The sequence below is a fragment of the Pseudomonas sp. Q1 genome (assembly GCF_009935975.1).
Classification (GTDB): domain Bacteria; phylum Pseudomonadota; class Gammaproteobacteria; order Pseudomonadales; family Pseudomonadaceae; genus Aquipseudomonas; species Aquipseudomonas palleroniana.
On sequence record NZ_QODI01000017.1, the window covers coordinates 143,286 to 167,515 of the forward strand.

Sequence of the window (24,230 nt, forward strand, 5' to 3'; positions counted from 1 at the left end):
CTACTCCGACAGGGGTTTGTATTGAGCGGGGTCGTCAATGTTCGTGACGTCCCAGGTGCAGGCAAACAGCGGCTGGCCTGTGGGATCGTTGAGCAACACAGGCCCGATATAGAGGGTTTGGGTGAAAGAAACCGTCCAGATGTCATAGTCCATCCCTGCGCCAGCCCGCAGCGTGGGAGCAGCGACGATATTCGTCGGCAGATCACACTGTGGTTGGGGCAGGTTCCAGCGGTTATCCAGCACCAAATCCATGAGCTGGCTGGCCAGGTCGCAGGCGTCAAACGGCAAGGCGCCTGGCGCGACCATGGCCTTGAGCGAAATCGCCAAGGCGTGCGCCTTGCGCCCTTCGCGGGAGCGGATGCCCGGGCCGTTGCCCTCGACCGTGATCATCACGCCGGTTTCGCCCCCTGCGCCCTGGAAGTCCTGATGACTGCCGACCTTCAAATTCGGGAACGCAGCGTGCAGCGCCTCGCCGATGGCCTGGGGCAGTTGAGATGGCTTTTCAATAAGCGTCATTTAAGTAGCGTCCTTGCAGCGGTTACTGCGGGTCCTGGCGGGAACTTTCATTGATCCCGATGCGCTTGGCTGCCCACCGTTCATAAAGGCCGATGGCAACATCGGCACCGGCCATGGCGGTCAAGCACCCAATGGCGCCGGCGGTCCAGATCGACATGCCGGCGGCGTAGCACAGCATCAGCGCCGAAACCCCGCACACCATGCAGGCTCCAGAGCGCAGGGCGAGCCGGCGGATCAGCGACCAACCACGGGCGCCCTCCTTGTCTGCACGCCACATTTCGCCGGATACCCCGCCGATCACTGCCAATACGATGACCAGCCAGATAGGCATTTCCGCTAACGCTTGCTGTTCATTTGTCATGTCACGCCTCCTGGCTGAGCACTAGATAGTCCGTTTTTCATTTACACATGCTTCGATAGGTAGGCATTCCAAAAAGCCCGGTCGCCCGGGCTTTTCAGTAATGATGTCCTCGAACTTTCGGCGCTACTGGCGCGGTACGGTTCTTTCCTCAATGTTTTTCCGACCACGATCCCTGTCTGCCGGATAACTGCTTCTGGTGCTTTACGCTGCACACCCGGGTCAGTTGCCAACCCTCTGAACCGTTATTAGGCCGGTTCATCGCTGCCTGTTTTGTGCTTCCTGTCAAGAAAGCCGGTTGAAACTAAAGAGCGTCGGCATCCTTGCCGGTGTTGCCTGGCATCCCTGCCATCGCTTCGATGGCGTCCTTGCCGATGTTGCGTGCCTTCCTTGTCTTCCCTGGCAGCATCCTTGCCGCCTCCACCAAGCCTTGTTGGCTGGCTTGAGACAAAGAATATGCATGTATGCATATACAGTCAATGCGTAAATGCATTTATTTTTGCACTGGAAATGCGCATGTGCATTTTCGGCCTTGTGGACAAAGGGTTTGGCGATTTTCTACGGGCGAAAAAAAGCCCGCACAATGGCGGGCTGTGTCTTACGCGTGAGGGTTAACGGGCGTACATGCCCCACCAGAACACATGGCCGAGGATGCTGATCTGCTCATCCTGGATATCCTGGAAGCTATAGTCCTCGTCCGGGTGCTCGTCACGGTTGAAACTGCGCAGGCGAATTCCGGAAGGCAGGCGGTAGAGCTGCTTCACGCGCAACTGGCCATTGTGATTGATGGCATACAGGTCGCCATCGACGATATCGCCAATGCCACTCTTGCCCGCATTCACCCCCACCGTGGCGCCGTCGCGCAGCACCGGCAACATGCTGTTGCCACGTACCGTCACACACTTGGCCTGGTCGAACTGCACACCGTTATGTCGCAGGCTGCGCTTGCCGAAACGCAGGCTGGCCTTCTCGCTTTCCTCGATGACGAATCTTCCTGATCCAGCAGCCAATTCAACCTCGCGCAGAAAGGGGATCGACACCTCGTCATCATTAACGGGCGTGTCGTCATCCCACAGGCTTATGTCCTTGAGTTCCGAATGCATCGGGTCGCGCCCTTCATCCCGCTGCGCACCCACTGCCGCGCGCCCGCGCAGGTAATCGGTGCCCACGCGAAAGTACTCGGCGATGCGGGAAATGTGCTTGTCCGACGGATCAACGATCTTGCCGCTGAGGATCCGGGACAACGTGGATTGAGGCACGCCGGTACGCCGGTGAAGCTCCGTGGGGGAGATCCGGTCGCGGTCCAGCAGCTCTCTTAAGACGATAGAAACGTTGCGTTTTTGCATAGCGCGGATATTGACGGGAGTTTTGAGGGTTGGCAAATGCTAATTTGCATATTTTATGCATTTGCCATGCCTTTTGTCTGCCCACTTATGACCTGCGAAGCGCCAACCTCGCGTGTTAACCTTGCGGCCATTGCAAAATCAGCCGGGCCAGTGCCCCATCTTTGCCCCACCACTTTCAACGAACTTGCCAACTATCTGATGAGTAAAAACACTTCCGATCTGTCCTCCCACACGCCGATGATGCAGCAGTACTGGCGCCTGAAGAACCAGCACCCTGATCAGTTGATGTTCTATCGCATGGGCGACTTCTACGAGATCTTCTATGAAGACGCAAAGAAGGCCGCCAAGCTGCTGGACATCACCCTGACCGCGCGCGGGCAGTCGGCGGGGCAGTCGATTCCGATGTGTGGGATTCCTTACCATTCGTTGGAAGGTTACCTGGTCAAGTTGGTGAAGCTGGGCGAATCGGTGGTGATCTGTGAGCAGATCGGCGATCCGGCGACCAGCAAAGGCCCAGTCGAGCGCCAAGTGGTGCGGATCATCACGCCGGGAACGGTGAGTGACGAGGCGTTGCTGGATGAGCGGCGCGACAACCTGATCGCGGCGGTGCTGGGCGATGAGCGCTTGTTCGGTCTTTCCGTATTGGATATCACCAGCGGCAACTTCAGCGTGCAGGAGATCAAGGGTTGGGAAAACCTGCTGGCGGAGTTGGAGCGCATCAATCCGGTGGAGCTGTTGATCCCGGATGATTGGCCGAAGGATTTGCCCGCAGAAAAACGCCGTGGGACCAAACGTCGTGCGCCGTGGGATTTCGAACGCGATTCGGCGCTGAAAAGCCTGTGCCAGCAGTTCTCGGTGCAAGACCTCAAAGGCTTCGGCTGCGAGACCCTGACCCTGGCGATCGGCGCCGCCGGTTGCTTGCTCAGCTATGCCAAGGAAACCCAGCGCACCGCCCTGCCCCATTTGCGCAGCCTGCGTCATGAGCGCCTGGACGACACCGTGGTGCTGGATGGCGCCAGCCGTCGCAACCTGGAGCTGGATACCAACCTGGCGGGTGGGCGCGACAACACGTTGCAATCGGTCGTGGACCGTTGCCAGACCGCGATGGGCAGCCGTTTGCTGACGCGCTGGTTGAACCGTCCGCTGCGCGACCTCGGCGTGCTGCAAGCCCGTCAGTCCTCCATTACTTGCCTGCTGGATGGCTATCGCTTTGAAAAGCTGCAGCCGCAGCTGAAGGAAATCGGCGATATCGAACGCATCCTGGCGCGGATCGGCCTGCGCAACGCGCGGCCCCGTGACCTCGCGCGCCTGCGCGATGCCCTTGGCGCGTTGCCGCAACTGCAAGTGGCGATGACCGAACTGGACACGCCGCATCTGCAACAACTTGCAGTCACCGCAGGCACTTATCCGGATCTCGCGGCCCTGCTGGAAAAAGCCATTATCGATAATCCGCCGGCGATCATCCGTGACGGCGGCGTGCTCAAAACCGGTTACGACACCGAGCTGGACGAGCTGCAGTCGCTGAGCGAGAACGCCGGGCAGTTCCTGATTGATCTGGAAGCCCGTGAAAAAGCCCGAACGGGCCTGGCCAACCTGAAGGTCGGCTACAACCGCGTGCACGGCTACTTTATCGAGCTGCCGAGCAAGCAGGCCGAGTCGGCCCCGATCGACTATCAGCGGCGCCAGACCCTCAAGGGTGCCGAGCGCTTTATCACGCCGGAGCTCAAAGAGTTTGAAGACAAGGCCCTGTCGGCCAAAAGCCGTGCCCTGGCTCGGGAAAAGATGCTCTATGAAGCCTTGCTCGAAGGCCTGATCAGCCGTCTGGCACCGCTGCAAGACACCGCCGCCGCCCTGGCCGAACTGGATGTGTTGAGCAACCTGGCCGAACGCGCACTGAACCTTGACCTGAACTGCCCGCGCTTCGTCAGCGAGCCGTGCATGCGGATCGTCCAGGGGCGTCACCCGGTGGTGGAACAAGTGTTGACCACCCCGTTCGTGGCCAATGATTTGTCGCTGGACGACGATACCCGCATGCTGGTGATCACCGGTCCGAACATGGGCGGTAAATCCACCTACATGCGCCAGACCGCATTGATTGTGTTGCTGGCGCACATCGGCAGTTTTGTACCGGCTGCCAGCTGCGAGCTGTCGCTGGTGGACCGCATTTTCACGCGGATCGGTTCCAGCGACGACCTGGCCGGTGGCCGCTCGACCTTTATGGTAGAAATGAGCGAAACCGCCAATATTCTGCACAACGCCACCGAGCGCAGCCTGGTGCTGATGGACGAAGTCGGTCGCGGCACCAGCACTTTCGACGGCCTGTCCCTGGCGTGGGCGGCGGCTGAACGCCTGGCGCATCTGCGTGCCTATACGCTGTTCGCCACCCACTACTTCGAACTGACCGTATTGCCGGAAAGCGAGCCGCTGGTCGCCAACGTGCACCTCAACGCTACTGAGCACAACGAGCGCATCGTGTTCCTGCACCACGTGCTGCCAGGCCCGGCCAGCCAGAGTTACGGCCTGGCTGTGGCCCAGTTGGCTGGCGTGCCCAACGATGTGATCACCCGCGCCCGTGAACACCTCAGCCGCCTTGAAACCACGGCCCTGCCCCACGAAACCGTGGTCGCAAACCCGGCCAAGGCGCCCCGCAAGCCCAGTACGCCGCATCAGAGCGATATGTTCGCCAGCCTGCCTCATCCGGTGCTGGATGAGTTGGCTAAACTTGATGTGGACGACTTGACGCCGCGAAAAGCGCTCGAAATGTTATATGCACTGAAGACTCGGATATAACGCAGACGCTTGCAAGCTGGTAGACTCTCGCGCGGTTTGGGATGCTGCAGGCTCTTAGCCTGGCCTGCAGACTATCGCTCCCGAACCTCGCGAGCCCTGCCACAAAGGGTTTCGCTGCCGCCGCCTGAGGAGAAAATTAGAAATGACCTTCGTCGTCACCGACAACTGCATCAAGTGCAAGTACACCGACTGCGTAGAAGTGTGTCCGGTGGACTGCTTTTACGAAGGCCCGAACTTCCTGGTCATCCACCCGGATGAGTGCATCGACTGCGCCCTGTGTGAACCGGAATGCCCGGCCGTCGCGATTTTCTCCGAGGACGAAGTCCCGGCAGAGATGCAGGAATTCATTCAGCTGAACGTCGAGCTGGCGGAAATCTGGCCGAACATCACCGAACGCAAAGACCCGATGCCGGATGCAGCGGAGTGGGATGGTAAAAAAGGCAAGATTGCAGACCTCGAACGCTGATAGCGTCGTCGCGTCGCCCCACCCAAAAAGGCCCCTTGCGGGCCTTTTTGCGTTTCTGGGTGAGCCGTTGCTTTTCTACAGGCAAAAAAAGGGGCGGTTTGACCCGCCCACATTTTTTCCCTAGTCCCTGTATTCCTTTTCATCATCCTGATGAATCGCATCCTGCGACGTTCCTTTAAACCATCGTTCCTTGATGGCCGTGTCAATCCGTGGACACGGGGCTGATGTTAGAGAGTTCCAAAGGAAGTTCAACGGGATGCGTCCAGCCACTGCGCCAACGACCACCACCAAAACTCGATAAATAATTCTTATATTTCAAACAATTAGAAAAATCTCTCGACGATTCGAGGCGCCCGTGCAGGGCAAAAAAACCAAACACTTACGAAAAAGTAAGCGAATGCTTACACCCGCAATTGCGTAAAAGCGCGAGCGCGCCTCATTGACTATCTTGCAGGCAAGAAAAAGCCCCGACAGTGTCGAGGCTTCTTTCCCTGCAACCTGCTCAGTCTTCGCTGACGGTAATCGTCGGCATTGCTGGCGCGGCGGCCTCCTGCAAGACAATCCTTGCGCCCACATGGCGCGCCAGCTCTTGATAGATCATGGCGATCTGGCTGTCCGGCTCAGCCATCACGGTAGGCTTGCCACCATCGGCTTGCTCACGAATCAGCATCGACAGGGGCAACGAGGCCAGCAATTCGACGCCGTACTGGGTCGCCAGCTTCTCGCCTCCGCCTTCACCAAACAGGTGCTCGGCATGCCCGCAGTTGGAACAGATGTGCACCGCCATGTTTTCCACGACACCGAGTACCGGGATGTTGACCTTGCGGAACATCTCCACACCTTTCTTCGCGTCGAGCAGCGCCAGGTCCTGGGGCGTGGTCACGATCACCGAGCCGGCCACCGGGACCTTCTGCGCCAGGGTCAGCTGGATGTCACCGGTACCCGGCGGCATGTCGATCACCAGGTAATCCAGGTCGCCCCAGGCGGTCTGGGTGACCAATTGCAGCAGCGCACCGGACACCATCGGCCCGCGCCAGACCATCGGCGTGTTGTCATCGGTGAGAAAAGCCATGGACATCACTTCCACGCCCAAGGACTCGATAGGCACAAACCACTTCTGATCCTTCACTTTGGGGCGCGTACCTTCGGCGATACCGAACATCACACCCTGGCTCGGGCCGTAGATATCCGCATCGAGAATGCCCACCCGCGCGCCTTCGCGGGCCAGGGCCAGGGCCAGGTTGGCCGCCGTGGTCGATTTACCCACGCCGCCCTTGCCGGAGGCCACCGCCACCACGTTCTTGACGTTGGCCAGCCCCGGAATTTGTGCCTGGGCCTTGTGCGGGGCAATCACGCACTGGATGTCGACCTTGGCGGAACCGACGCCGTCGAGGCCCTCGATGGCCATTTGCAACATCTGCGCCCAGCCGCTTTTGAACAGGCCGGCGGCATAGCCCAACTCCAGCAGGACCGACACCTGGTCGCCCTGAACCTCGATGGCCCGCACACAACCGGCACTGACCGGGTCCTGGTTCAAATAGGGGTCGGTGTACTGGCGAAGAACGGCTTCCACCGCTGCGCGATTGACGGCGCTCATGGGCTACTCCCGAAAAAGACTGACTGAAACAGGCGGCTATCCTAACCGTTCCCGTCGCCCAACGGCATGCGTTTCGAACGCCGGGATGATTTTGAAACAACGCCACGGGGTGAAATATATTTCCCGGCGCTTTATAGTGGCCGACCTCCGTTTCATCAAGTAGCCGAGCCCCATGTCCGAGCCACGCAAGATCCTCGTCACCAGCGCCCTGCCCTATGCCAATGGTTCCATCCATCTTGGCCATATGCTTGAGTACATCCAGACCGATATGTGGGTGCGCTTCCAGAAGCATCGCGGCAATCAATGCATTTATGTCTGCGCGGACGACGCCCACGGTTCGGCCATCATGTTGCGCGCCGAAAAAGAAGGGATCACGCCAGAACAACTGATCGCCAATGTGCAGGCTGAACACAGCGCCGACTTTGCCGAGTTCCTGGTGGATTTCGACAACTTCCACTCGACCCACTCCGAAGAAAACCGCGAGCTGTCGAGCCAGATCTACCTGCGGCTCAAGGATGCCGGGCACATCGACCAGCGTTCGGTCACCCAGTATTTCGACCCGGAAAAGAAAATGTTCCTGGCCGACCGCTTCATCAAGGGCACCTGCCCGAAATGCGGCTCCGAAGACCAGTACGGCGACAACTGTGAGAAATGCGGTGCCACCTACGCACCTACCGACCTGAAAGATCCGAAGTCGGCCATCTCCGGCGCCACCCCGGTACTGAAGGACTCCCAGCACTTCTTCTTCAAGCTCCCGGATTTCCAGCAGATGCTGCAAGCCTGGACCCGCAGCGGCACCCTGCAGGACGCCGTGGCCAACAAACTGTCCGAGTGGCTCGACAGCGGCCTGCAACAGTGGGACATCTCCCGCGATGCGCCGTACTTCGGTTTCGAGATCCCGGGCGAACCTGGCAAGTACTTCTATGTATGGCTGGATGCGCCGATCGGCTACATGGCCAGCTTCAAGAACCTGTGCGACCGCACCCCGGCGCTGGACTTCGACGCGTTCTGGGGCAAGGACTCCACCGCCGAGCTGTATCACTTCATCGGCAAGGACATCGTCAACTTCCACGCACTGTTCTGGCCGGCGATGCTTGAAGGTTCGGGCTACCGCAAGCCGACCGGCATTGCCGTACACGGCTACCTGACGGTCAACGGCCAGAAGATGTCCAAGTCCCGTGGCACCTTCATCAAGGCGCGCACGTACCTGGACCATCTGTCGCCGGAATACCTGCGTTATTACTACGCCTCCAAGCTGGGCCGTGGCGTCGACGACCTGGACCTGAACCTGGAAGACTTCGTACAGAAGGTCAACTCGGACCTGGTCGGCAAGGTGGTCAACATCGCCAGCCGTTGCGCCGGTTTTATCCACAAGGGCAACGCCGGCCTGCTGGTCGCCGAAAACGCCGCGCCGGAGCTGACCGAAGCCTTCACGGCCGCTGCGCCAAGCATCGCCGACGCCTATGAAGCCCGCGACTTTGCCCGCGCCATGCGCGAAATCATGGGCCTGGCCGACCGAGCCAACGCCTGGATCGCCGACAAGGCACCGTGGTCGCTGAACAAGCAGGAAGGCAAGCAGGCTGAAGTGCAGGCGATCTGCGCCACGGGCGTCAACCTGTTCCGCCAGTTGGTGATCTTTCTCAAGCCGGTACTGCCACTGCTGGCCGCCGACGCCGAAGCGTTCCTGAACGTCGCGCCGTTGACCTGGAACGATCACGCCACCTTGCTCGGCAACCATCAGTTGAATGAGTTCAAGCCACTGATGACCCGCATCGACCCGGCCAAAGTCCAGGCCATGACCGACGCTTCGAAAGAAGACCTGACTGCCAGCCAGACCGACACCGGCGAGTCCGCCACGACCGGCAACGGCGAGCTGGCCAAGGACCCGATTTCTCCGGAAATCGAGTTTGACGCCTTTGCGGCCGTGGACCTGCGTGTTGCACTGATCGTCAAGGCCGAAGCAGTAGAGGGTGCCGACAAGCTGCTGCGCCTGACCTTGGACATTGGTGACGAGCGACGCAATGTCTTCTCCGGGATCAAGAGCGCGTATCCGGACCCGTCCAAACTCGACGGGCGCCTGACCATGATGATCGCCAACCTCAAGCCACGGAAGATGAAGTTCGGCATTTCCGAAGGCATGGTGATGGCGGCAGGCCCTGGCGGCGAAGAAATCTACCTGCTCAGCCCGGACAGCGGCGCAAAGCCGGGCCAACGCATCAAATAACCGGCTGTGTAGTGAGCGGGCTTGCCCGCGCTGGGTGGCGCAGCCGCCCCAATAAGGACGCCGCAGTAGTTTCAGAAACACCAAGGCGCCTGGATTTGGGGAGGCTTCGCCCCAATAAGGACGCCGCAGTAGTTTCAGAAACACCAAGACGCCTGGATTTGGGGCGGCTGCGCCACCCAGCGCGGGGCAAGCCCGCTCACTACAAGCCCTGTTTGTTCAACTGGCATGCCAATGGTCACGAACCTGATTCAACGTATCGACGCGCTGCTGCCGCAGACCCAATGCGGCAAATGCGGGCATCCGGGCTGCAAGCCTTATGCTGAGGGTGTCGCCCTTGGTGAGGCGATCAACAAGTGCCCTCCCGGTGGGGAGGAAACCATCGCCGGCCTGGCGCAATTGCTGAAAGTGCCGATTCTGGCGCTGGATACCAGCCGAGGAGAAGCCCCGGCCCAAGTCGCCTACATCCGAGAAGCCGAATGCATCGGTTGCACCAAGTGCATCCAGGCCTGCCCGGTAGACGCGATTGTCGGAGCCGCCAAGTTGATGCATACCGTTATCATCGATGAGTGCACAGGTTGCGACCTTTGTGTCGCGCCCTGCCCGGTCGATTGCATTGAGATGCGCCCAGCGACCTCTGTGTTGCCGATTGTGGGTGGCCTGGCAGCTAATGACCACCAGCACCATGAACGCGGCCTCAAGCGCGACCGGGCACGACGGCGCTTCGAGCAGCGTAATGCCCGCCTGCAACGCGAAGAAGCGCGCAAGCTCGACGAACGCCTGGCACGGGCCAAGCGCTCGGCGCCGGTTATGCCCATGCCGACCGATTCAGCCCAGGACGCTGCGGTCAAAAAAGCCAAAATCACGGTCGCAATGAGTCGCGCTCAGTTGCACAAATCCTTGAAAGCTTTTGGTCACCCACCGACCTTTGAGCAACAGTCGCAACTGATCGTGCTGCAACAGCAGTTCGAAGCGGCGGAGCAGGCCCTCGCGGCCCTGGAGGTCCCCAGCCCGACAGCGCTGCCGAGTCAAAAAGACCCAGCGCTCAAGCGCGCAAAAATCCAACTGGCAATGCGTCGCGCCGAACTGAAAAAAGCCCAGGACCTGAACGCTGACCAACAGCAATTGGCAACCTTGAGCGCAGCGCTGGTCAGCGCCGAGCAAGCCTTGCATGACGCTGAGAATGACAGCGAGCAACCCAGGCCCGACTTGCAGCGCGTAGAAAAACGCCCCATCGACGCAGAACTGCGCCAGTTGAAAACCGCCTTGGCCTATGCCCGGGCCGAGGTCAGCAAGTTACAACGCCAACCTGGCTGCAGCGCGACTGAGCTGGACGCCGCACAGCACAAGCTGGACGAGGCACAGCGCCAAGTGAACGCGCGTACCGGCGCGTAAGCCGCGACAGACGCTGCCGGGTGTGCGGATGATGGTTTATCCTGCACGACCCGGCCCCCCACCTTTGAACACTACGCTGCCCGCTTGCAAGGAAACGCCCGCCCCATGAACGCTGCCAAACGCCTGGAAATTTTCCGCAGGTTTCACGAAGACAATCCCGAACCCAAAACCGAGCTGGCCTACTCGTCGCCGTTCGAGTTGTTGATTGCGGTGATCCTTTCGGCTCAGTCCACGGACGTTGGCGTCAACAAGGCCACGGCCAAACTGTATCCGGTGGCCAATACACCGGAGGCCATTTACGCCTTGGGGGTGGACGGCTTGTCGGAATACATCAAGACCATCGGCTTGTACAACAGCAAGGCCAAGAACGTCATTGAGACCTGCCGCCTGCTGATTGAACTACATGGCAGTGAAGTGCCGCAGACCCGTGAAGCGCTGGAAGCGCTCCCCGGTGTGGGCCGAAAAACCGCTAACGTCGTACTCAATACGGCATTCCGGCAACTGACCATGGCGGTGGACACGCATATCTTCCGCGTCAGCAACCGTACCGGGATTGCTCGCGGCAAAAACGTGGTGGAGGTGGAAAAACAATTGATGAAGTTCGTGCCCAAGCCGTATTTGCTCGATTCCCACCACTGGCTGATCCTGCACGGGCGATATGTCTGCCAGGCCCGCAAACCACGCTGCGGGAGCTGCCGCATCGAAGACCTGTGCGAATACAAGGACAAGACGTCCGACGATTGAGTGATCATTAGTTTTTGCAATCAATCGATTGAAAAAATCTTTTTTACCCGATCATGGATTATCGTTATAAGGAGCGCCAACGGCAGTCTTAGCCTGGAGTTAACCTTATGAGCACTGGCAAAGAACAACTGGATGTAGAAGACGACCTCATTGCAGAGGCGGATGACGAAGGAGATGCCCCTGTTGTAGAGGTGGCCAAGACCAATTTGAGCAAACGCCGCACTATCGACAATCTTCTGGAAGAGCGACGCTTGCAAAAACAGCTGGCCGATTACGACTTCGATCTCTGATCGACTCGTGAACGACCGGAAGCCTCCCTGACGGAGGCTTTTTTGCCGGTATACGAATGCCGGAGCGGTGGAATGTCTTAACTCATACCAACCCGTTGCGCTGGGCCAGTTCAATCAGGTCGACGAGGGAGCGGGCATTGAGCTTGAGTAGCAAGCGGGTCTTATAGGTGCTGACGGTCTTGTTGCTCAGGAACATACCGTCGGCAATCTCCTTGTTGGTCTTGCCCCGGGCCAGTTGCTGCAGCACCATCATCTCTCGCCCCGACAAGCGCTCGACCATGTCAGCTTCACTGGCGTTGCCCATGGTGGAGCGCACCGAATTAAGCGCCTGGTTCGGAAAATAGCTGTAGCCGGAAAGCACCGCCTTGATGGCACTCAACAACTCGGTCAGGTCCTGCTGCTTGCACACATAACCGGCCGCCCCAGCCTGCATGCAGCGCATGGAAAAATGCCCCGGGGCCTGGGATGTCAGTACCAACACCTTGAACGGTGCAGGTTGTTTGGTTGAAGCCAGCCGGCAAATGACTTCCAGCCCATCGAGCTTGGGAATTCCGATGTCCAGTATGACAATGTCCGGCGTATGTTCCCGTGCAAGTTGCAAGGCATCGACACCGTTATCAGTCTCGGCAACGACCTCATAACCATGACGTTCCATCAGCATGCGCACAGCAAGACGAATGACGGGATGATCATCCACGATCAGCACTTTATTCATGAGAAAGTCCAATTTCGCTGTTCGAATTATTTAGAGCAAGCACAATAGCCTAGTCGTTTCATAGTTGGCATAGCGTTACCCCCCGAGCAACAGCAAGCAGAGACCCAACCCACAACGATATAAGAATTAACCTACAAAAAACCAACAACTCGGATGTGTCGAGTTTTATAAGACCTTTCAGACCTTTCCGGGCTTTTACATATTTTGAGTGAAATCTCCAGCGGGTATGGGGCATGCGGTAAACGCGGCGCACACACCTTTCAGCAAATGCCCCTTGCCTCTTGCCTGTACACGGGAAAGCCGGCATAAAAAAATCGACTGCTTTAGTTCCATTTAACATATTTTCTTACACCCAAAATTCCTACAGACGTTTCAGCGCCAAATGGCTTCGCTGTACTTTTGTGAGTGAATTTCCTGTAAGGCTAGTTCCTGTTCAGGTGTAAAAAATTCATTCCCCCTACAAAATTCAATTATCCCTGGAGCAAATCAAACGAAATAAAAATCGCCAACTACAAAACTATCAACAGGCGTTTATAACTTTAAACACTTCACTCCGGTTAAAAATAACAGGCAAAAAAAAATGGCCCCTTGAGCAAAGGGCCATTTTCACTGCGGGCGAATCACTCAGAACAACGAGCGACCTTTGTTGGCCGCGATGCGCATGCGCAATGCGTTCAACTTGATAAAGCCTGCCGCGTCCGCCTGGTTGTAGGCGCCGCCATCTTCTTCGAAAGTGGCGATGTTCGCGTCGAACAACGACTCATCGGACTTGCGACCGGTGACGATCACATTGCCCTTGTACAGCTTCAGGCGCACAACGCCGTTCACGTGGACCTGGGAAGCGTCGATCATCTGTTGCAGCATCAGACGCTCAGGGCTCCACCAGTAGCCGGTGTAGATCAGGCTGGCGTACTTGGGCATCAACTCATCTTTGAGGTGTGCCACTTCACGGTCCAGGGTGATGGACTCGATGGCACGGTGAGCGCGCAGCATGATGGTGCCGCCTGGGGTTTCGTAGCAGCCGCGGGACTTCATGCCCACGTAACGGTTCTCAACGATGTCGAGACGACCGATACCGTGCTCACCGCCGATACGGTTCAGGGTCGCCAGTACGGTGGCCGGGGTCATTTCGACGCCGTCCAGCGCGACGATGTCGCCGTTGCGGTAAGTCAGTTCCAGGTACTGCGGCTTGTCGGGCGCGTTCTCCGGGGAGACGGTCCAACGCCACATGTCTTCCTCGTGCTCGGTCCAGGTGTCTTCCAACACGCCGCCTTCGTAGGAGATGTGCAGCAGGTTGGCGTCCATCGAGTACGGGGATTTCTTCTTGCCGTGACGCTCGATCGGGATTGCGTGCTTTTCAGCGTAATCCATCAGCTTTTCACGGGACAGCAGGTCCCATTCGCGCCAAGGTGCAATCACTTTTACGCCGGGCTTGAGCGCATAGGCGCCCAATTCAAAACGGACCTGGTCGTTGCCCTTGCCGGTGGCGCCATGGGAAATGGCGTCGGCGCCGGTTTCATTGGCGATTTCGATCAGACGCTTGGCGATGAGCGGACGCGCGATCGAAGTACCCAGCAGGTACTCGCCTTCGTAGACGGTGTTGGCGCGAAACATCGGGAAGACGAAATCGCGGACGAATTCTTCGCGCAGGTCGTCAATGTAGATCTCTTTCACGCCCATGGCTTGCGCCTTGGCACGTGCAGGTTCGACCTCTTCGCCCTGACCCAGGTCAGCGGTGAAGGTCACCACTTCACAGTTATAAGTATCCTGCAGCCACTTGAGGATCACCGAAGTGTCCAGGCCGCCGGAATACGCGAGAACGACCTTGTTTACGTCGGCCATGCCATCACTCCACGGGGTTGTACGGAAAGGCGTCGATTCTACCGACCAAAACCGTGAATTTACAGAGGCGCGACAGCAAATGAAGATAAAGCGACAGATTATGTCGAGCGGGCGACCGATGGTCGCACCTTATGAGCGCGCTTTATGAAATATGCGCGGGGTTGCTTGGGGCTGCGGTCGAAGGCGCCGGTTTCTCGGGCGCCGCGACCCGTTCAAGCTGGATATTCACGCGACGGTTGCGCGCACGGTTGGCCGCATTGGTGTTGGGCGCCAGTGGGTAGCTTTCGCCGTGGAAACGCAGAGTGATTTGCGATTCTGGAATACCGTTGGCCTTGAAGTAGTCCATCACCGCCAGCGCACGACGCCGCGACACATCGCGGTTGGTCAGGCGATTACCGCTGTTATCGGAATGGCCGTTCAACTCGATATGATTGACCGTGGGATCGGCTTTCATGAACGCAAGAATCACCGACAGCTTTTTCTTGGCCGCCGCATCCAGCTCGATACCACCGCCAGGGAACCCGACCTCGGTCTGCTTGACCTGATCGTAATTCATCGGCAGCAACTTTGCGGTGCACAACTGATAATCGTTGTAGGCCTTGCTGAACTTCACCGGCAGCAGGCGAATTTCCGAATAGCCGCCTTCACGCGCGTAATGCCGCACGGTTGGGCTACGCCCTTCCAGTAAACCACTGAACAGACGACCGGCTTGGGCCTGGGAGCTATTGAACAACACGTCGCCGCTGCCGACCCGCACGGCACCCAGGTTGATATCACCGCGGCCGGGTTGCCAGGGAGCAGCGGCGGCCAACAAGGTAGCTGAACCGGCACCCAGCGACCCGTTAAAGGCTTTCAGACGAAACGTCGCCTGCTCGCCGGCCCGGCGCACGAACTCACCAGAGCCGAAATCGGTGATCGGCTGGGTCAGACGGCACTCGAACTGATCGCCCTCCACCTTCCACTCAATATTCTCCAGGCGTGTCTGGAACGTGAGGGCCATCACAGGCAGGCTGGCGAACGCACTGAGCAGGGCTAGATAATGCTGGCGCACGGGAGGCTCCACTGGTTTCTACAACACTTCAAAGCGTCATACATCGTTAAGGCATACCCGGGGATATCGGTCGCATCCTGCAAAACTTGATAGCGAGTGCCTGCAAGAGTCTTTTCCGGTAGCATTCCCACCAGATTGACCCGCCTGGAATCCCCAATGTCCGACCGCCTGACCCTGCTGCGTCCCGACGACTGGCATATTCATCTTCGCGATGGTGCTGCGTTACCCCAAACTGTGGCTGATGTCGCGCGCACGTTCGGCCGCGCCATCATCATGCCTAACCTGGTACCGCCGGTGCGTAATGCCGCCGAAGCCGATGCCTATCGCCAGCGTATCCTCGCTGCACGGCCGGCCGGCAGCCGCTTCGAACCGCTGATGGTGCTCTACCTGACCGACCGCACCCAACCTGACGAGATCCGCCAGGCCAAAGCCAGCGGTTTCGTGCATGCCGCCAAGTTGTATCCGGCGGGCGCGACCACCAATTCCGATTCCGGCGTGACCAGTATCGACAAGATCCTGCCGGCCATCGAAGCCATGGCCGAAGTCGGCATGCCGTTGCTGATCCACGGTGAAGTCACCCGTGGCGATGTCGACGTATTCGATCGTGAAAAGATTTTCATCGACGAGCATATGCGCCGGGTGGTCGATCTGTTCCCGACCCTCAAGGTCGTGTTCGAACACATCACCACAGCCGACGCCGTGCAGTTCGTCACCGAGGCTTCGGCCAACGTCGGCGCTACCATCACCGCCCACCACCTGCTCTACAACCGCAACCACATGCTGGTAGGCGGGATTCGGCCTCACTTCTATTGCCTGCCGATCCTCAAGCGCAACACCCACCAGGTGGCCTTGCTGGATGCGGCGACCAGCGGCAACCCGAAGTTCTTCCTCGGCACCGACTCCGCCCCCCACGCCCAGCACGCCAAGGAAGCCGCGTGCGGTTGTGCCGGCTGCTATACCGCGTATGCGGCGATCGAGTTGTATGCCGAAGCGTTCGAACAGCGTAACGCCCTGGACAAGCTCGAAGGCTTCGCCAGCCTCAATGGCCCGCGTTTCTACGGCCTGCCGGCGAATACCGACCGTATTACCCTGGTCCGTGAAGACTGGACCGCCCTTGCCAGCCTGCCGTTCGGCGAGCTGACTGTCATCCCGCTGCGCGCCGGTGAAACACTGCGCTGGCGCCTGCTGGAGGAAAACACGTGAGTGAAGACCATTTCGACGACGAACACGAGCACAGTGGCGGCGGCTCCCGTCACCCGATGGCCGAGCGGTTTCGCGGCTATCTGCCGGTTGTCATCGACGTAGAAACCGGTGGTTTCAATTGCGCCACCGACGCGCTGCTGGAAATTGCCGCCACCACCATCGGCATGGATGAACAGGGTTTCGTGTACCCGGAGCACACCCACTTCTTCCGTGTCGAGCCGTTCGAAGGCGCCAACATCGAAGCGGCAGCCCTGGAATTTACCGGCATCAAGCTGGACCACCCGCTGCGCATGGCTGTAAGTGAAGAAGCGGCACTGACCGATATCTTCCGTGGCGTACGCAAGGCGCTGAAGGCCAATGGCTGCAAGCGTGCAATCCTGGTGGGGCACAACAGCAGCTTCGACCTGGGCTTCCTGAACGCCGCCGTGGCGCGGCTGGACATGAAGCGCAATCCGTTCCATCCGTTCTCCAGCTTCGACACGGCAACGCTCGCCGGCCTGGCTTACGGCCAGACGGTATTGGCCAAGGCGTGCCAGGCAGCCGGTATCGACTTTGACGGTCGCGAGGCCCACTCGGCACGCTACGACACCGAGAAGACCGCCGAGCTGTTCTGCGGCATCGTCAACCGTTGGAAAGACATGGGCGGCTGGGAAGACTTCAACGACTGAAGTCATACCCCGCACATAAAAAAACCGGCCTTCTCAGGCCGGTTTTTTTGTACCGAGATTCTGGCTTACAGCTTGCCAGCGTTCTCGGTCAGGTAAGCCGCAACGCCTTCTGGCGAAGCGTTCATGCCTTTGTCGCCTTTTTTCCAGTTGGCAGGGCAAACTTCGCCGTGCTCTTCGTGGAATTGCAAAGCGTCAACCAGACGGATCAGCTCTTCCATGTTACGGCCCAGCGGCAGGTCGTTGATGATCTGCGAACGTACGACGCCCTTGTCATCGATCAGGAATGCGCCACGGAAAGCCACGCCGCCTTCGGACTCAACGTCGTAGGCTTTGGCAATCTCGTGCTTCATGTCGGCAGCCATGGTGTATTTGACTTTGCCGATACCGCCATCATTGATGGCAGTGTTGCGCCAAGCGTTGTGGGTGAAATGGGAGTCGATGGAAACGGCTACCACTTCAACGTTGCGCGCCTTGAAATCGTCCATGCGGTGGTCCAGAGCGATCAGCTCCGAAGGGCAGACGAAGGTGAAGTCCAGCGGGTAGAAGAACACCAGGCCGTATTTGCCTTTGATGGCTTCAGACAGTTTGAAGCTGTCTACGATTTCGCCGTTGCCGAGGACGGCAGGTACGTCGAAATCCGGGGCTTGTTTACCGACGAGTACGCTCATGGGGTATCTCCTGATGTGAGGTGACGATTGAAGTAAAAGGACCGGTCGCGAGTCTGCCGCATTCCGACGACAGCCCTGTGACGCAGTCACGCTTCGTGAAGACCGACCATCATACACTGAAAAAACCGTTCGTCAGTGCGGGCGCAGTGCCAGTAACGGACCCTACGATTCTACTTTGACAATCATTCTCGTTAACATTAAGATCCACCGCACTTAAGCCTCAAACCTGCGACGGTTCTCCCTTATGTATGTCTGCCTCTGCACTGGCGTCACCGACGGACAAATCCGCGAAGCAATCTACGAAGGTTGCTGCAGCTACAAGGAAGTACGCGAAACCACCGGCGTTGCCAGCCAGTGCGGAAAATGTGCGTGCCTGGCCAAGCAGGTGGTACGGGAAACCCTGACGCAGTTGCAGACAGCCCAGGGCGCGCTCCCCTATTCAGCAGAATTTACACACGCTTGAATCAGCATATTTTGAAGAACCGGACTTAGTGTCCGGTTTTTTTATGCCCGTAATTCAATTAGTTAGCGCCAAGACGCGGAACACAAACATTCTTATTCCTATTAATTTTCATTTATTATTCAATAACTTAGGTTTGACACCCTGTAATTGGCCGCTCAAACTCCGCCCTATACACAGCAATTACAGGGCAGGACCCCAGTCATGAAAGGCGACATCTCAGTCATCCAGCAACTCAATAAAATCCTTGCCAATGAACTGGTCGCGATCAATCAGTACTTCCTGCATGCACGCATGTATGACGATTGGGGCTTGGAAAAGCTGGGCAAGCGTGAATACAAGGAATCCATCAAGGCCATGAAGGATGCGGACGCCCTGATCAAGCGCATCCTGTTCCTGGAAGGCCTGCCGAACGTGCAGGACCTGGGCAAGCTGAACATCGGCGAACACACCCAGGAAATGATCCGCAGCGACCTGAAGTTCGAACACAAGAGCCACAGCGACCTCAAGGCTGCCATTGCACATTGTGAAAGCAAGGGCGACTTCGGCAGCCGCGAACTGCTGGAAGACATCCTGGAAGATCAGGAAGAGCATATCGACTGGCTGGAAACCCAACTGGGCCTGATCGACAAAGTCAGCCTGGAAAACTACCTGCAATCGCAGATGGGCGAATAAGCCCTTCGTACGCAGGTACAAAAAAGCCCCGCTCTCTCACGAGAAGCGGGGCTTTTTATTGCAGGACTTTCTACAAGAGCATCAAGCGTCAGTCTTGGCTGCTGCGTTTGCCGCTGCATCTTTGATCAGCGTTTGCAACGAACCATCAGCCGCCATCTCAACGATGATGTCACTGCCGCCGACCAGCTCACCGGCTACCCACAGTTGCGGGAACGTCGGCCAGTTGGCGTATTTCGGCAGGTTGGCGCGGATCTCAGGGTTTTGCAGGATATCCACGTAAGCGAATTTCTCGCCACACGCCATGATGGCCTGGGAAGCCTTCGCGGAGAAACCGCACTGAGGAGCGTTTGGCGCGCCCTTCATGTAAAGCAGAATGGTGTTGTTGGCAATCTGCTCTTTGATCGTTTCGATGATATCCATGGAACACCTCTGCAGGAACTTCGCGACTCACTGGTCGGCACGGTGACGCATTGTAACGCAAAATTCCAGCGTGGTGCTCAGGCAGCTTAAGCCGCCGCCACCCGCACGGGCACCCCGTTCAGCGCGGCGTTCCCGGATAACTCATCCAACAGCCGTTCATCGGTCAAGTCATTCGCACTGGCCCCTGGCTGCCCGCTGGCGATGGTCATCTGTACCCCGGGGCGGCCATGGCCCCAACCGTGGGGCAGGCTGACCACCCCGGGCATCATGTCCAGGCTGGCGAGCACCTCCACTTCGACCATGCCGATACGCGAGCTGACGCGCACCCGCTGACCATCACTCAACTGGCGCCGGGCAAGGTCGTCGGGATGCATCAGCAACTGGTGGCGAGGCTTGCCTTTCACCAGGCGGTGATAGTTATGCATCCAGGAATTATTGCTGCGTACGTGCCGGCGACCGATCAGCAGCAGCTCATCGGCCATGGGTACCGGCTGTGCCGCGAAACGCGCCAGATCCGCCAGGATCACGGCGGGCGCCGCCTGCACCTGGCCATTCGCGGTTTTCAGGCGCGCCGCAAGATTGGGCTTGAGCGGTCCCAAGTCCACGCCATGGGGATGATCGACCAACATCGCCACCGACAATTTGTGGCTGGAGGCATCACCGTACACGCCGGCACGCAACCCGAAATCAATCATCTGCGCGGGCTCCATGGTCGGCTTGAGCGCCACACCGGTCCGCGTGGCAAAGGCCTTGGCCAGGCCGACAAAGATCTCCCAATCATGCAAGGCGCCTTCAGGCTTGGGCAGGATCGCGCGATTGAAACGGGTGACGTTACGCACGGCGAACATATTGAAGGTGGTGTCGTAGTGGTCGTTCTCCAGCGCCGAGGTGGACGGCAGGATCAGGTCGGCATAGCGCGTGGTTTCGTTGATGTAGAGGTCGATGCTGAACATGAACTCAAGGCCATCCAGCGCTTGCTCCAGCTGGCGGCCGTTGGGCGTCGACAGTACCGGATTGCCTGCCACCGTCACCAGCGCACGGATCTGCCCTTCGCCTTCGGTCAGCATTTCTTCGGCCAATGCCGACACGGGCAACTCACCACCGTACTCCGGACGCCCGGAAACCCGACTCTGCCAACGGTTGAAATGCCCGCCGCCAGTGGACGCCACCAGGTCCACCGCCGGCGTGGTGCACAGCGCACCGCCGACACGGTCCAGATTGCCGGTCACCAGGTTGATCAGTTGCACCAGCCAGTGGCACAGCGTGCCGAAGGCCTGGGTCGAGACGCCCATTCGCCCATAGCACACGGCCCTGTCGGCAGCGGCAAAGTCCCGCGCCAGCTGGCGAATCTGCTCGGCCGGCACCGCACATTGACGGCTCATGGCGTCGGCGCTGAACCCGGCGATCGCCCGCCTTACCTCCTCAAGCCCCTCAACCGGCAAATGACTGGCGCGGGTCAGGTTCTCGCTGAACAGCGTGTTGAGCACTCCGAACAACAGCGCGGCATCCCCTCCCGGGCGCACGAACAGGTGTTGATCAGCCATCGCTGCCGTCTCGCTGCGCCGTGGGTCGACCACCACCACTTTGCCGCCACGCGCCTGGATGGCTTTCAGGCGCTTCTCTACATCCGGCACGGTCATGATGCTGCCGTTGGACGCCAGCGGGTTGCCGCCGAGGATCAGCATGAAGTCGGTGTGATCGATATCCGGGATCGGCAACAGCAGGCCGTGGCCGTACATGAGGTGGCTGGTGAGATGGTGGGGCAACTGGTCCACCGAGGTCGCCGAGAACCGATTGCGCGTCTTGAGCAAGCCGAGGAAGTAGTTGCTGTGGGTCATCAGCCCGTAGTTGTGCACGCTGGGGTTGCCTTGATACACCGCCACTGAGTTCTGCCCATGCCGGGCCTGGATGCCGGCCAGCCGCTCGGCGACCTGTGTGAATGCCTCCTCCCACGAGATCGGCTGCCACTCGCTGCCCACCCTCAGCATCGGTTGGCGCAGACGGTCGGGATCATTCTGGATATCTTGCAGCGCCACGGCCTTGGGGCAGATATGCCCGCGGCTGAACGTGTCCTGCGGGTCACCCTTGATCGAGGTGATCGCCAGGTGGCCGTCGTCGGCCAGGGTGGTTTCCAGGGTCAGCCCGCAGATGGCTTCACACAGATGGCAGGCTCGGTGGTGGAGAGTCTTGGTCATGGCCAGTCTCTTTATAAGGGCTTTGGCCAGACTATGGACCCAGCCCCCCAGCGCCGCCAGCACCGTTCGCCGTGTGAATCGACGGCTATCAGGCCAAGGCATGGGGGTAAGCATGAGCAAATGTTACAAGCTGCGCATGCCCCCTCTGAAACCGACACAGCCTGGCCTGGGCCCGCCCTCGCGCATTGCAAAAGGCTGCAACGCCAGTGTACAAAGGCCCTACTGCTGTGAGGAATCAGGCTTCAAAAGCGCCTTCGCGCCCTTCTTGAACACCCATAAAACCGTAGCCCTATTGGTAAGACGCGACATTTAATGTCAATATCGCGCCTTCCCCTATTTCGTCGCCCCGTGCGGCTTACGCCGCAGGTCTCGCCCGTTGTCACAATAAACAAGGCTTTGAGTATCTGCGGTCTGTTGCAAAAAGGTAGTTAATGATGAGCGCAAGGCACTTTCTCTCCCTGATGGATTGCACGCCCGAAGAGCTGGTCAGCGTGATCCGTCGAGGCATTGAGCTTAAAGACCTGCGTAACCGCGGCGTACTGTTTGAGCCCTTGAAAAACCGCGTACTCGGGATGATTTTCGAAAAGTCCTCGACGCGCACCCGCTTGTCCTTCGAAGCCGGCATGATCCAGCTGGGCGGCCAGGCGATCTTCCTGTCGCCGCGTGATACCCAACTGGGACGGGGTGAGCCGATCAGCGACTGCGCCATCGTCATGTCGCGCATGCTCGATGCGGTGATGATCCGTACCTTCGCCCACAGCACATTGACTGAATTTGCCGCCAACTCCCGTGTACCGGTGATCAATGGCCTGTCCGATGACCTGCATCCCTGCCAATTGCTGGCCGACATGCAAACCTTCCTTGAGCATCGCGGCGCGATCCAGGGCAAGACCGTGGCCTGGATCGGCGATGGCAACAACATGTGCAACAGCTATATAGAAGCGGCGATCCAGTTCGACTTCCAACTGCGTATCGCTTGCCCCGAAGGCTACGAGCCGGATGCGCGCTTCCTTGCGCAGGCGGGTGACCGCGTCACCATCGTGCGCAACCCGCGCGATGCGGTGATCGGTGCGCATCTGGTGAGTACCGACGTCTGGACCTCGATGGGCCAGGAAGAAGAAACTGCCAAGCGCCTGACCCTGTTCGCACCCTTCCAGGTCACCCGCGCCCTGCTCGACCTGGCTGCGCCGGACGTCCTGTTCATGCACTGCCTGCCGGCTCACCGTGGCGAAGAAATCAGCCTCGACTTACTCGACGACCCTCGCTCGGTCGCCTGGGACCAGGCCGAAAACCGTCTGCACGCGCAGAAAGCCCTGCTCGAATTCCTGGTTGAGCCGGCGTATCACCACGCATGAGTCATAGTCTTCTGCTGAACCTGCACAATCTGGCATGCGGCTATCAAGCTCAACGGGTGGTGCAGAACCTCAACCTGCACCTCAATGCAGGTGACATCGGTTGCTTGCTGGGCTCCTCGGGCTGCGGCAAAACCACCACCCTGCGTGCGATTGCCGGGTTTGAACCGGTGCACGAAGGTGAAATCCGCCTGGCCGGCGAAGTCATCTCCAGTGCAGGTTTCACCTTGGCACCCGAGAAGCGTCGCATCGGCATGGTGTTCCAGGACTACGCACTGTTTCCGCACCTGAGCGTGGCCGACAACATCGCCTTCGGCATTCGCAAACACCCGCAAAAAGACCGCGTGGTCGCCGAGCTGCTCGAACTGGTCAACCTGAAGAACCTGGGCCAGCGCTTTCCCCATGAGCTTTCCGGTGGCCAACAGCAACGGGTCGCCCTCGCCCGCGCCCTGGCGCCGGAGCCGCAGCTTTTGCTGCTCGACGAACCCTTCTCCAACCTCGACGGCGAACTGCGACGCAAGCTCAGCCATGAAGTGCGTGACATCCTCAAGGCACGCGGCACCAGTGCGATCCTGGTCACCCACGACCAGGAAGAAGCTTTCGCCGTCAGTGATCAGGTCGGGGTTTTCAAAGAGGGTCGCCTTGAACAGTGGGACACGCCCTACAACCTCTATCACCAGCCGCAGACACCTTACGTGGCCAGCTTCGTCGGCCAAGGCTATTTCATTCGCGGCCAGCTGAGTTCGCCGCAATCGGTCAGCACCGAACTGGGCGACTTGCGCGGTAAGCGTGCCTATACCTGGCCTACAGGTGGCGCAGTGGACGTATTGCTGCGCCCGGATGACATCGTTTATGCACCGGACAGCCCGTTGAAAGCGCGGATTGTCGGCAAAACCTTCCTCGGTGCCTCGACCTTGTACCGCTTGCAGTTGCCAACGGGCGCTCAATTGGAGTCGATCTTCCCCAGCCATGCCGATCACCGGGTCGGGGCAGATGTGGGCATTCGTGTTGCCGCTGAACATCTGGTGCTGTTCCAGGCGTCAGGCAGCGTTGCCGCGCAGGTCCCGCACGCCGACGCCGGCGTACGCCGCTACAACCCGGCGTAACGACCGGTCACGCCCTAATGCCAGTCAGTTAAAGGGTGGGATGTAGAACACATCGTCTGTAGTGAGCGGGCTTGCCCCGCGCTGGGTGGCAAAGCCGCCCCAAATCCAGTCACCGCGATCTTCCTGAAACACCACGGCGTCCTTGTTGGGGC

At 59.0% G+C, this 24,230-nt stretch carries 22 protein-coding genes; 12 read left to right on the forward strand and 10 right to left on the reverse strand.

Annotation, left to right across the window (positions count from 1 at the left end):
* The 3 genes from DK870_RS24430 to DK870_RS24440 all read right to left on the reverse strand — a co-directional run bounded on the left by DK870_RS24430 (position 1) and on the right by DK870_RS24440 (position 2,229).
* The gene (locus tag DK870_RS24430; RefSeq protein ID WP_161549902.1) at positions 1-516 is read right to left on the reverse strand and encodes a hypothetical protein; all 516 of its coding nucleotides are present in this window, start codon (positions 514-516) and stop codon (positions 1-3) included.
* A 22-nt stretch (positions 517-538) separates the two neighbouring features.
* Complete coding sequence (locus tag DK870_RS24435) at positions 539-877, reverse strand: phage holin family protein (protein ID WP_060753961.1); 339 nt, start codon at positions 875-877, stop codon at positions 539-541.
* A gap of 608 nt (positions 878-1,485) precedes the next feature.
* Positions 1,486-2,229 carry an XRE family transcriptional regulator gene (locus tag DK870_RS24440; protein WP_174554046.1) on the reverse strand — a complete coding sequence of 248 codons (744 nt, stop codon included), beginning with the start codon at positions 2,227-2,229 and terminating at the stop codon, positions 1,486-1,488.
* A 189-nt stretch (positions 2,230-2,418) separates the two neighbouring features.
* Between DK870_RS24440 and mutS the strand changes: the two genes are divergently transcribed.
* On the forward strand, positions 2,419-5,010 hold the full coding sequence (gene mutS / locus DK870_RS24445; RefSeq protein ID WP_161549903.1) for a DNA mismatch repair protein MutS: 2,592 nt from the start codon (positions 2,419-2,421) through the stop codon (positions 5,008-5,010).
* Between the two features lie 142 nt (positions 5,011-5,152).
* Complete coding sequence (fdxA, locus tag DK870_RS24450) at positions 5,153-5,476, forward strand: ferredoxin FdxA (protein ID WP_003208688.1); 324 nt, start codon at positions 5,153-5,155, stop codon at positions 5,474-5,476.
* Between the two features lie 502 nt (positions 5,477-5,978).
* Here fdxA and apbC read toward each other — a convergent pair.
* Positions 5,979-7,073, reverse strand: a complete 1,095-nt coding sequence (gene apbC / locus DK870_RS24455; RefSeq protein WP_161549905.1) for an iron-sulfur cluster carrier protein ApbC — start codon at positions 7,071-7,073, stop codon at positions 5,979-5,981.
* Positions 7,074-7,245: 172 nt separating this feature from the next.
* On the opposite strand from apbC, the gene metG reads away from it, so the two are divergent.
* From metG to DK870_RS24475, 4 genes are all read left to right on the forward strand, one after another.
* Entirely contained in the window at positions 7,246-9,297 is a 2,052-nt protein-coding gene (gene metG / locus DK870_RS24460) for a methionine--tRNA ligase (protein ID WP_060753957.1), read from the forward strand.
* Between the two features lie 231 nt (positions 9,298-9,528).
* Entirely contained in the window at positions 9,529-10,689 is a 1,161-nt protein-coding gene (gene rsxB / locus DK870_RS24465; protein ID WP_161549907.1) for an electron transport complex subunit RsxB, read from the forward strand.
* A 105-nt stretch (positions 10,690-10,794) separates the two neighbouring features.
* Positions 10,795-11,433, forward strand: coding sequence for an endonuclease III (gene nth, locus DK870_RS24470; protein WP_060753955.1), 639 nt, complete (start codon positions 10,795-10,797; stop codon positions 11,431-11,433).
* A 107-nt stretch (positions 11,434-11,540) separates the two neighbouring features.
* On the forward strand, positions 11,541-11,723 hold the full coding sequence (locus DK870_RS24475) for a PA3496 family putative envelope integrity protein (RefSeq protein ID WP_060753954.1): 183 nt from the start codon (positions 11,541-11,543) through the stop codon (positions 11,721-11,723).
* An 82-nt stretch (positions 11,724-11,805) separates the two neighbouring features.
* Here the strand turns inward: DK870_RS24475 and DK870_RS24480 are convergent, their stop codons facing one another.
* From DK870_RS24480 to DK870_RS24490, 3 genes are all read right to left on the reverse strand, one after another.
* Positions 11,806-12,438: a response regulator transcription factor gene (locus DK870_RS24480; RefSeq protein ID WP_060753953.1), complete on the reverse strand. Its 633-nt coding sequence runs from the start codon at positions 12,436-12,438 to the stop codon at positions 11,806-11,808.
* A gap of 624 nt (positions 12,439-13,062) precedes the next feature.
* Positions 13,063-14,280 carry an argininosuccinate synthase gene (locus DK870_RS24485; protein WP_025856870.1) on the reverse strand — a complete coding sequence of 406 codons (1,218 nt, stop codon included), beginning with the start codon at positions 14,278-14,280 and terminating at the stop codon, positions 13,063-13,065.
* Between the two features lie 142 nt (positions 14,281-14,422).
* Complete coding sequence (locus DK870_RS24490) at positions 14,423-15,331, reverse strand: OmpA family protein (RefSeq protein ID WP_104995644.1); 909 nt, start codon at positions 15,329-15,331, stop codon at positions 14,423-14,425.
* A gap of 156 nt (positions 15,332-15,487) precedes the next feature.
* On the opposite strand from DK870_RS24490, the gene pyrC reads away from it, so the two are divergent.
* Positions 15,488-16,534: a dihydroorotase gene (pyrC, locus tag DK870_RS24495; RefSeq protein WP_161549909.1), complete on the forward strand. Its 1,047-nt coding sequence runs from the start codon at positions 15,488-15,490 to the stop codon at positions 16,532-16,534.
* Entirely contained in the window at positions 16,531-17,202 is a 672-nt protein-coding gene (rnt, locus tag DK870_RS24500) for a ribonuclease T (RefSeq protein ID WP_060753949.1), read from the forward strand. The genes pyrC and rnt overlap by 4 nt, the downstream gene beginning before the upstream one ends.
* Before the next feature lie 65 nt (positions 17,203-17,267).
* On the opposite strand, the gene DK870_RS24505 is transcribed toward rnt, so the two are convergent.
* Positions 17,268-17,870: a peroxiredoxin gene (locus DK870_RS24505; protein WP_034096135.1), complete on the reverse strand. Its 603-nt coding sequence runs from the start codon at positions 17,868-17,870 to the stop codon at positions 17,268-17,270.
* Positions 17,871-18,114: 244 nt separating this feature from the next.
* Between DK870_RS24505 and DK870_RS24510 the strand changes: the two genes are divergently transcribed.
* Together DK870_RS24510 and bfr are read left to right on the forward strand one after the other, a co-directional pair.
* On the forward strand, positions 18,115-18,333 hold the full coding sequence (locus DK870_RS24510; RefSeq protein WP_081086986.1) for a bacterioferritin-associated ferredoxin: 219 nt from the start codon (positions 18,115-18,117) through the stop codon (positions 18,331-18,333).
* A gap of 201 nt (positions 18,334-18,534) precedes the next feature.
* Positions 18,535-19,005, forward strand: a complete 471-nt coding sequence (gene bfr / locus DK870_RS24515) for a bacterioferritin (RefSeq protein ID WP_060753948.1) — start codon at positions 18,535-18,537, stop codon at positions 19,003-19,005.
* An 81-nt stretch (positions 19,006-19,086) separates the two neighbouring features.
* Here the strand turns inward: bfr and grxD are convergent, their stop codons facing one another.
* Positions 19,087-19,425 carry a Grx4 family monothiol glutaredoxin gene (gene grxD / locus DK870_RS24520; protein WP_060753947.1) on the reverse strand — a complete coding sequence of 113 codons (339 nt, stop codon included), beginning with the start codon at positions 19,423-19,425 and terminating at the stop codon, positions 19,087-19,089.
* A gap of 86 nt (positions 19,426-19,511) precedes the next feature.
* Complete coding sequence (locus tag DK870_RS24525; protein ID WP_161549911.1) at positions 19,512-21,620, reverse strand: molybdopterin oxidoreductase family protein; 2,109 nt, start codon at positions 21,618-21,620, stop codon at positions 19,512-19,514.
* A gap of 434 nt (positions 21,621-22,054) precedes the next feature.
* Here DK870_RS24525 and argF point away from each other — a divergent pair, with 434 nt between their 5' ends.
* Both argF and DK870_RS24535 read left to right on the forward strand, forming a co-directional pair.
* Entirely contained in the window at positions 22,055-22,975 is a 921-nt protein-coding gene (gene argF, locus DK870_RS24530; RefSeq protein WP_090366486.1) for an ornithine carbamoyltransferase, read from the forward strand.
* Entirely contained in the window at positions 22,972-24,078 is a 1,107-nt protein-coding gene (locus tag DK870_RS24535; RefSeq protein WP_104995641.1) for an ABC transporter ATP-binding protein, read from the forward strand. The genes argF and DK870_RS24535 overlap by 4 nt, the downstream gene beginning before the upstream one ends.
* Positions 24,079-24,230 lie beyond the last annotated feature (152 nt).

Bases quoted from the DNA above. Each gene is read 5' to 3' on its own strand.
- DK870_RS24430 (WP_161549902.1), bottom strand. From the start codon at position 516: ATGACGCTTATTGAAAAGCCATCTCAACTGCCCCAGGCCATCGGCGAG.
- DK870_RS24435 (WP_060753961.1), bottom strand. From the start codon at position 877: ATGACAAATGAACAGCAAGCGTTAGCGGAAATGCCTATCTGGCTGGTC.
- mutS (WP_161549903.1), top strand. From the start codon at position 2,419: ATGAGTAAAAACACTTCCGATCTGTCCTCCCACACGCCGATGATGCAG.
- fdxA (WP_003208688.1), top strand. From the start codon at position 5,153: ATGACCTTCGTCGTCACCGACAACTGCATCAAGTGCAAGTACACCGAC.
- apbC (WP_161549905.1), bottom strand. From the start codon at position 7,073: ATGAGCGCCGTCAATCGCGCAGCGGTGGAAGCCGTTCTTCGCCAGTAC.
- metG (WP_060753957.1), top strand. From the start codon at position 7,246: ATGTCCGAGCCACGCAAGATCCTCGTCACCAGCGCCCTGCCCTATGCC.
- rsxB (WP_161549907.1), top strand. From the start codon at position 9,529: ATGGTCACGAACCTGATTCAACGTATCGACGCGCTGCTGCCGCAGACC.
- nth (WP_060753955.1), top strand. From the start codon at position 10,795: ATGAACGCTGCCAAACGCCTGGAAATTTTCCGCAGGTTTCACGAAGAC.
- DK870_RS24475 (WP_060753954.1), top strand. From the start codon at position 11,541: ATGAGCACTGGCAAAGAACAACTGGATGTAGAAGACGACCTCATTGCA.
- DK870_RS24480 (WP_060753953.1), bottom strand. From the start codon at position 12,438: ATGAATAAAGTGCTGATCGTGGATGATCATCCCGTCATTCGTCTTGCT.
- DK870_RS24485 (WP_025856870.1), bottom strand. From the start codon at position 14,280: ATGGCCGACGTAAACAAGGTCGTTCTCGCGTATTCCGGCGGCCTGGAC.
- pyrC (WP_161549909.1), top strand. From the start codon at position 15,488: ATGTCCGACCGCCTGACCCTGCTGCGTCCCGACGACTGGCATATTCAT.
- DK870_RS24505 (WP_034096135.1), bottom strand. From the start codon at position 17,870: ATGAGCGTACTCGTCGGTAAACAAGCCCCGGATTTCGACGTACCTGCC.
- DK870_RS24510 (WP_081086986.1), top strand. From the start codon at position 18,115: ATGTATGTCTGCCTCTGCACTGGCGTCACCGACGGACAAATCCGCGAA.
- bfr (WP_060753948.1), top strand. From the start codon at position 18,535: ATGAAAGGCGACATCTCAGTCATCCAGCAACTCAATAAAATCCTTGCC.
- grxD (WP_060753947.1), bottom strand. From the start codon at position 19,425: ATGGATATCATCGAAACGATCAAAGAGCAGATTGCCAACAACACCATT.
- DK870_RS24525 (WP_161549911.1), bottom strand. From the start codon at position 21,620: ATGACCAAGACTCTCCACCACCGAGCCTGCCATCTGTGTGAAGCCATC.
- argF (WP_090366486.1), top strand. From the start codon at position 22,055: ATGAGCGCAAGGCACTTTCTCTCCCTGATGGATTGCACGCCCGAAGAG.
- DK870_RS24535 (WP_104995641.1), top strand. From the start codon at position 22,972: ATGAGTCATAGTCTTCTGCTGAACCTGCACAATCTGGCATGCGGCTAT.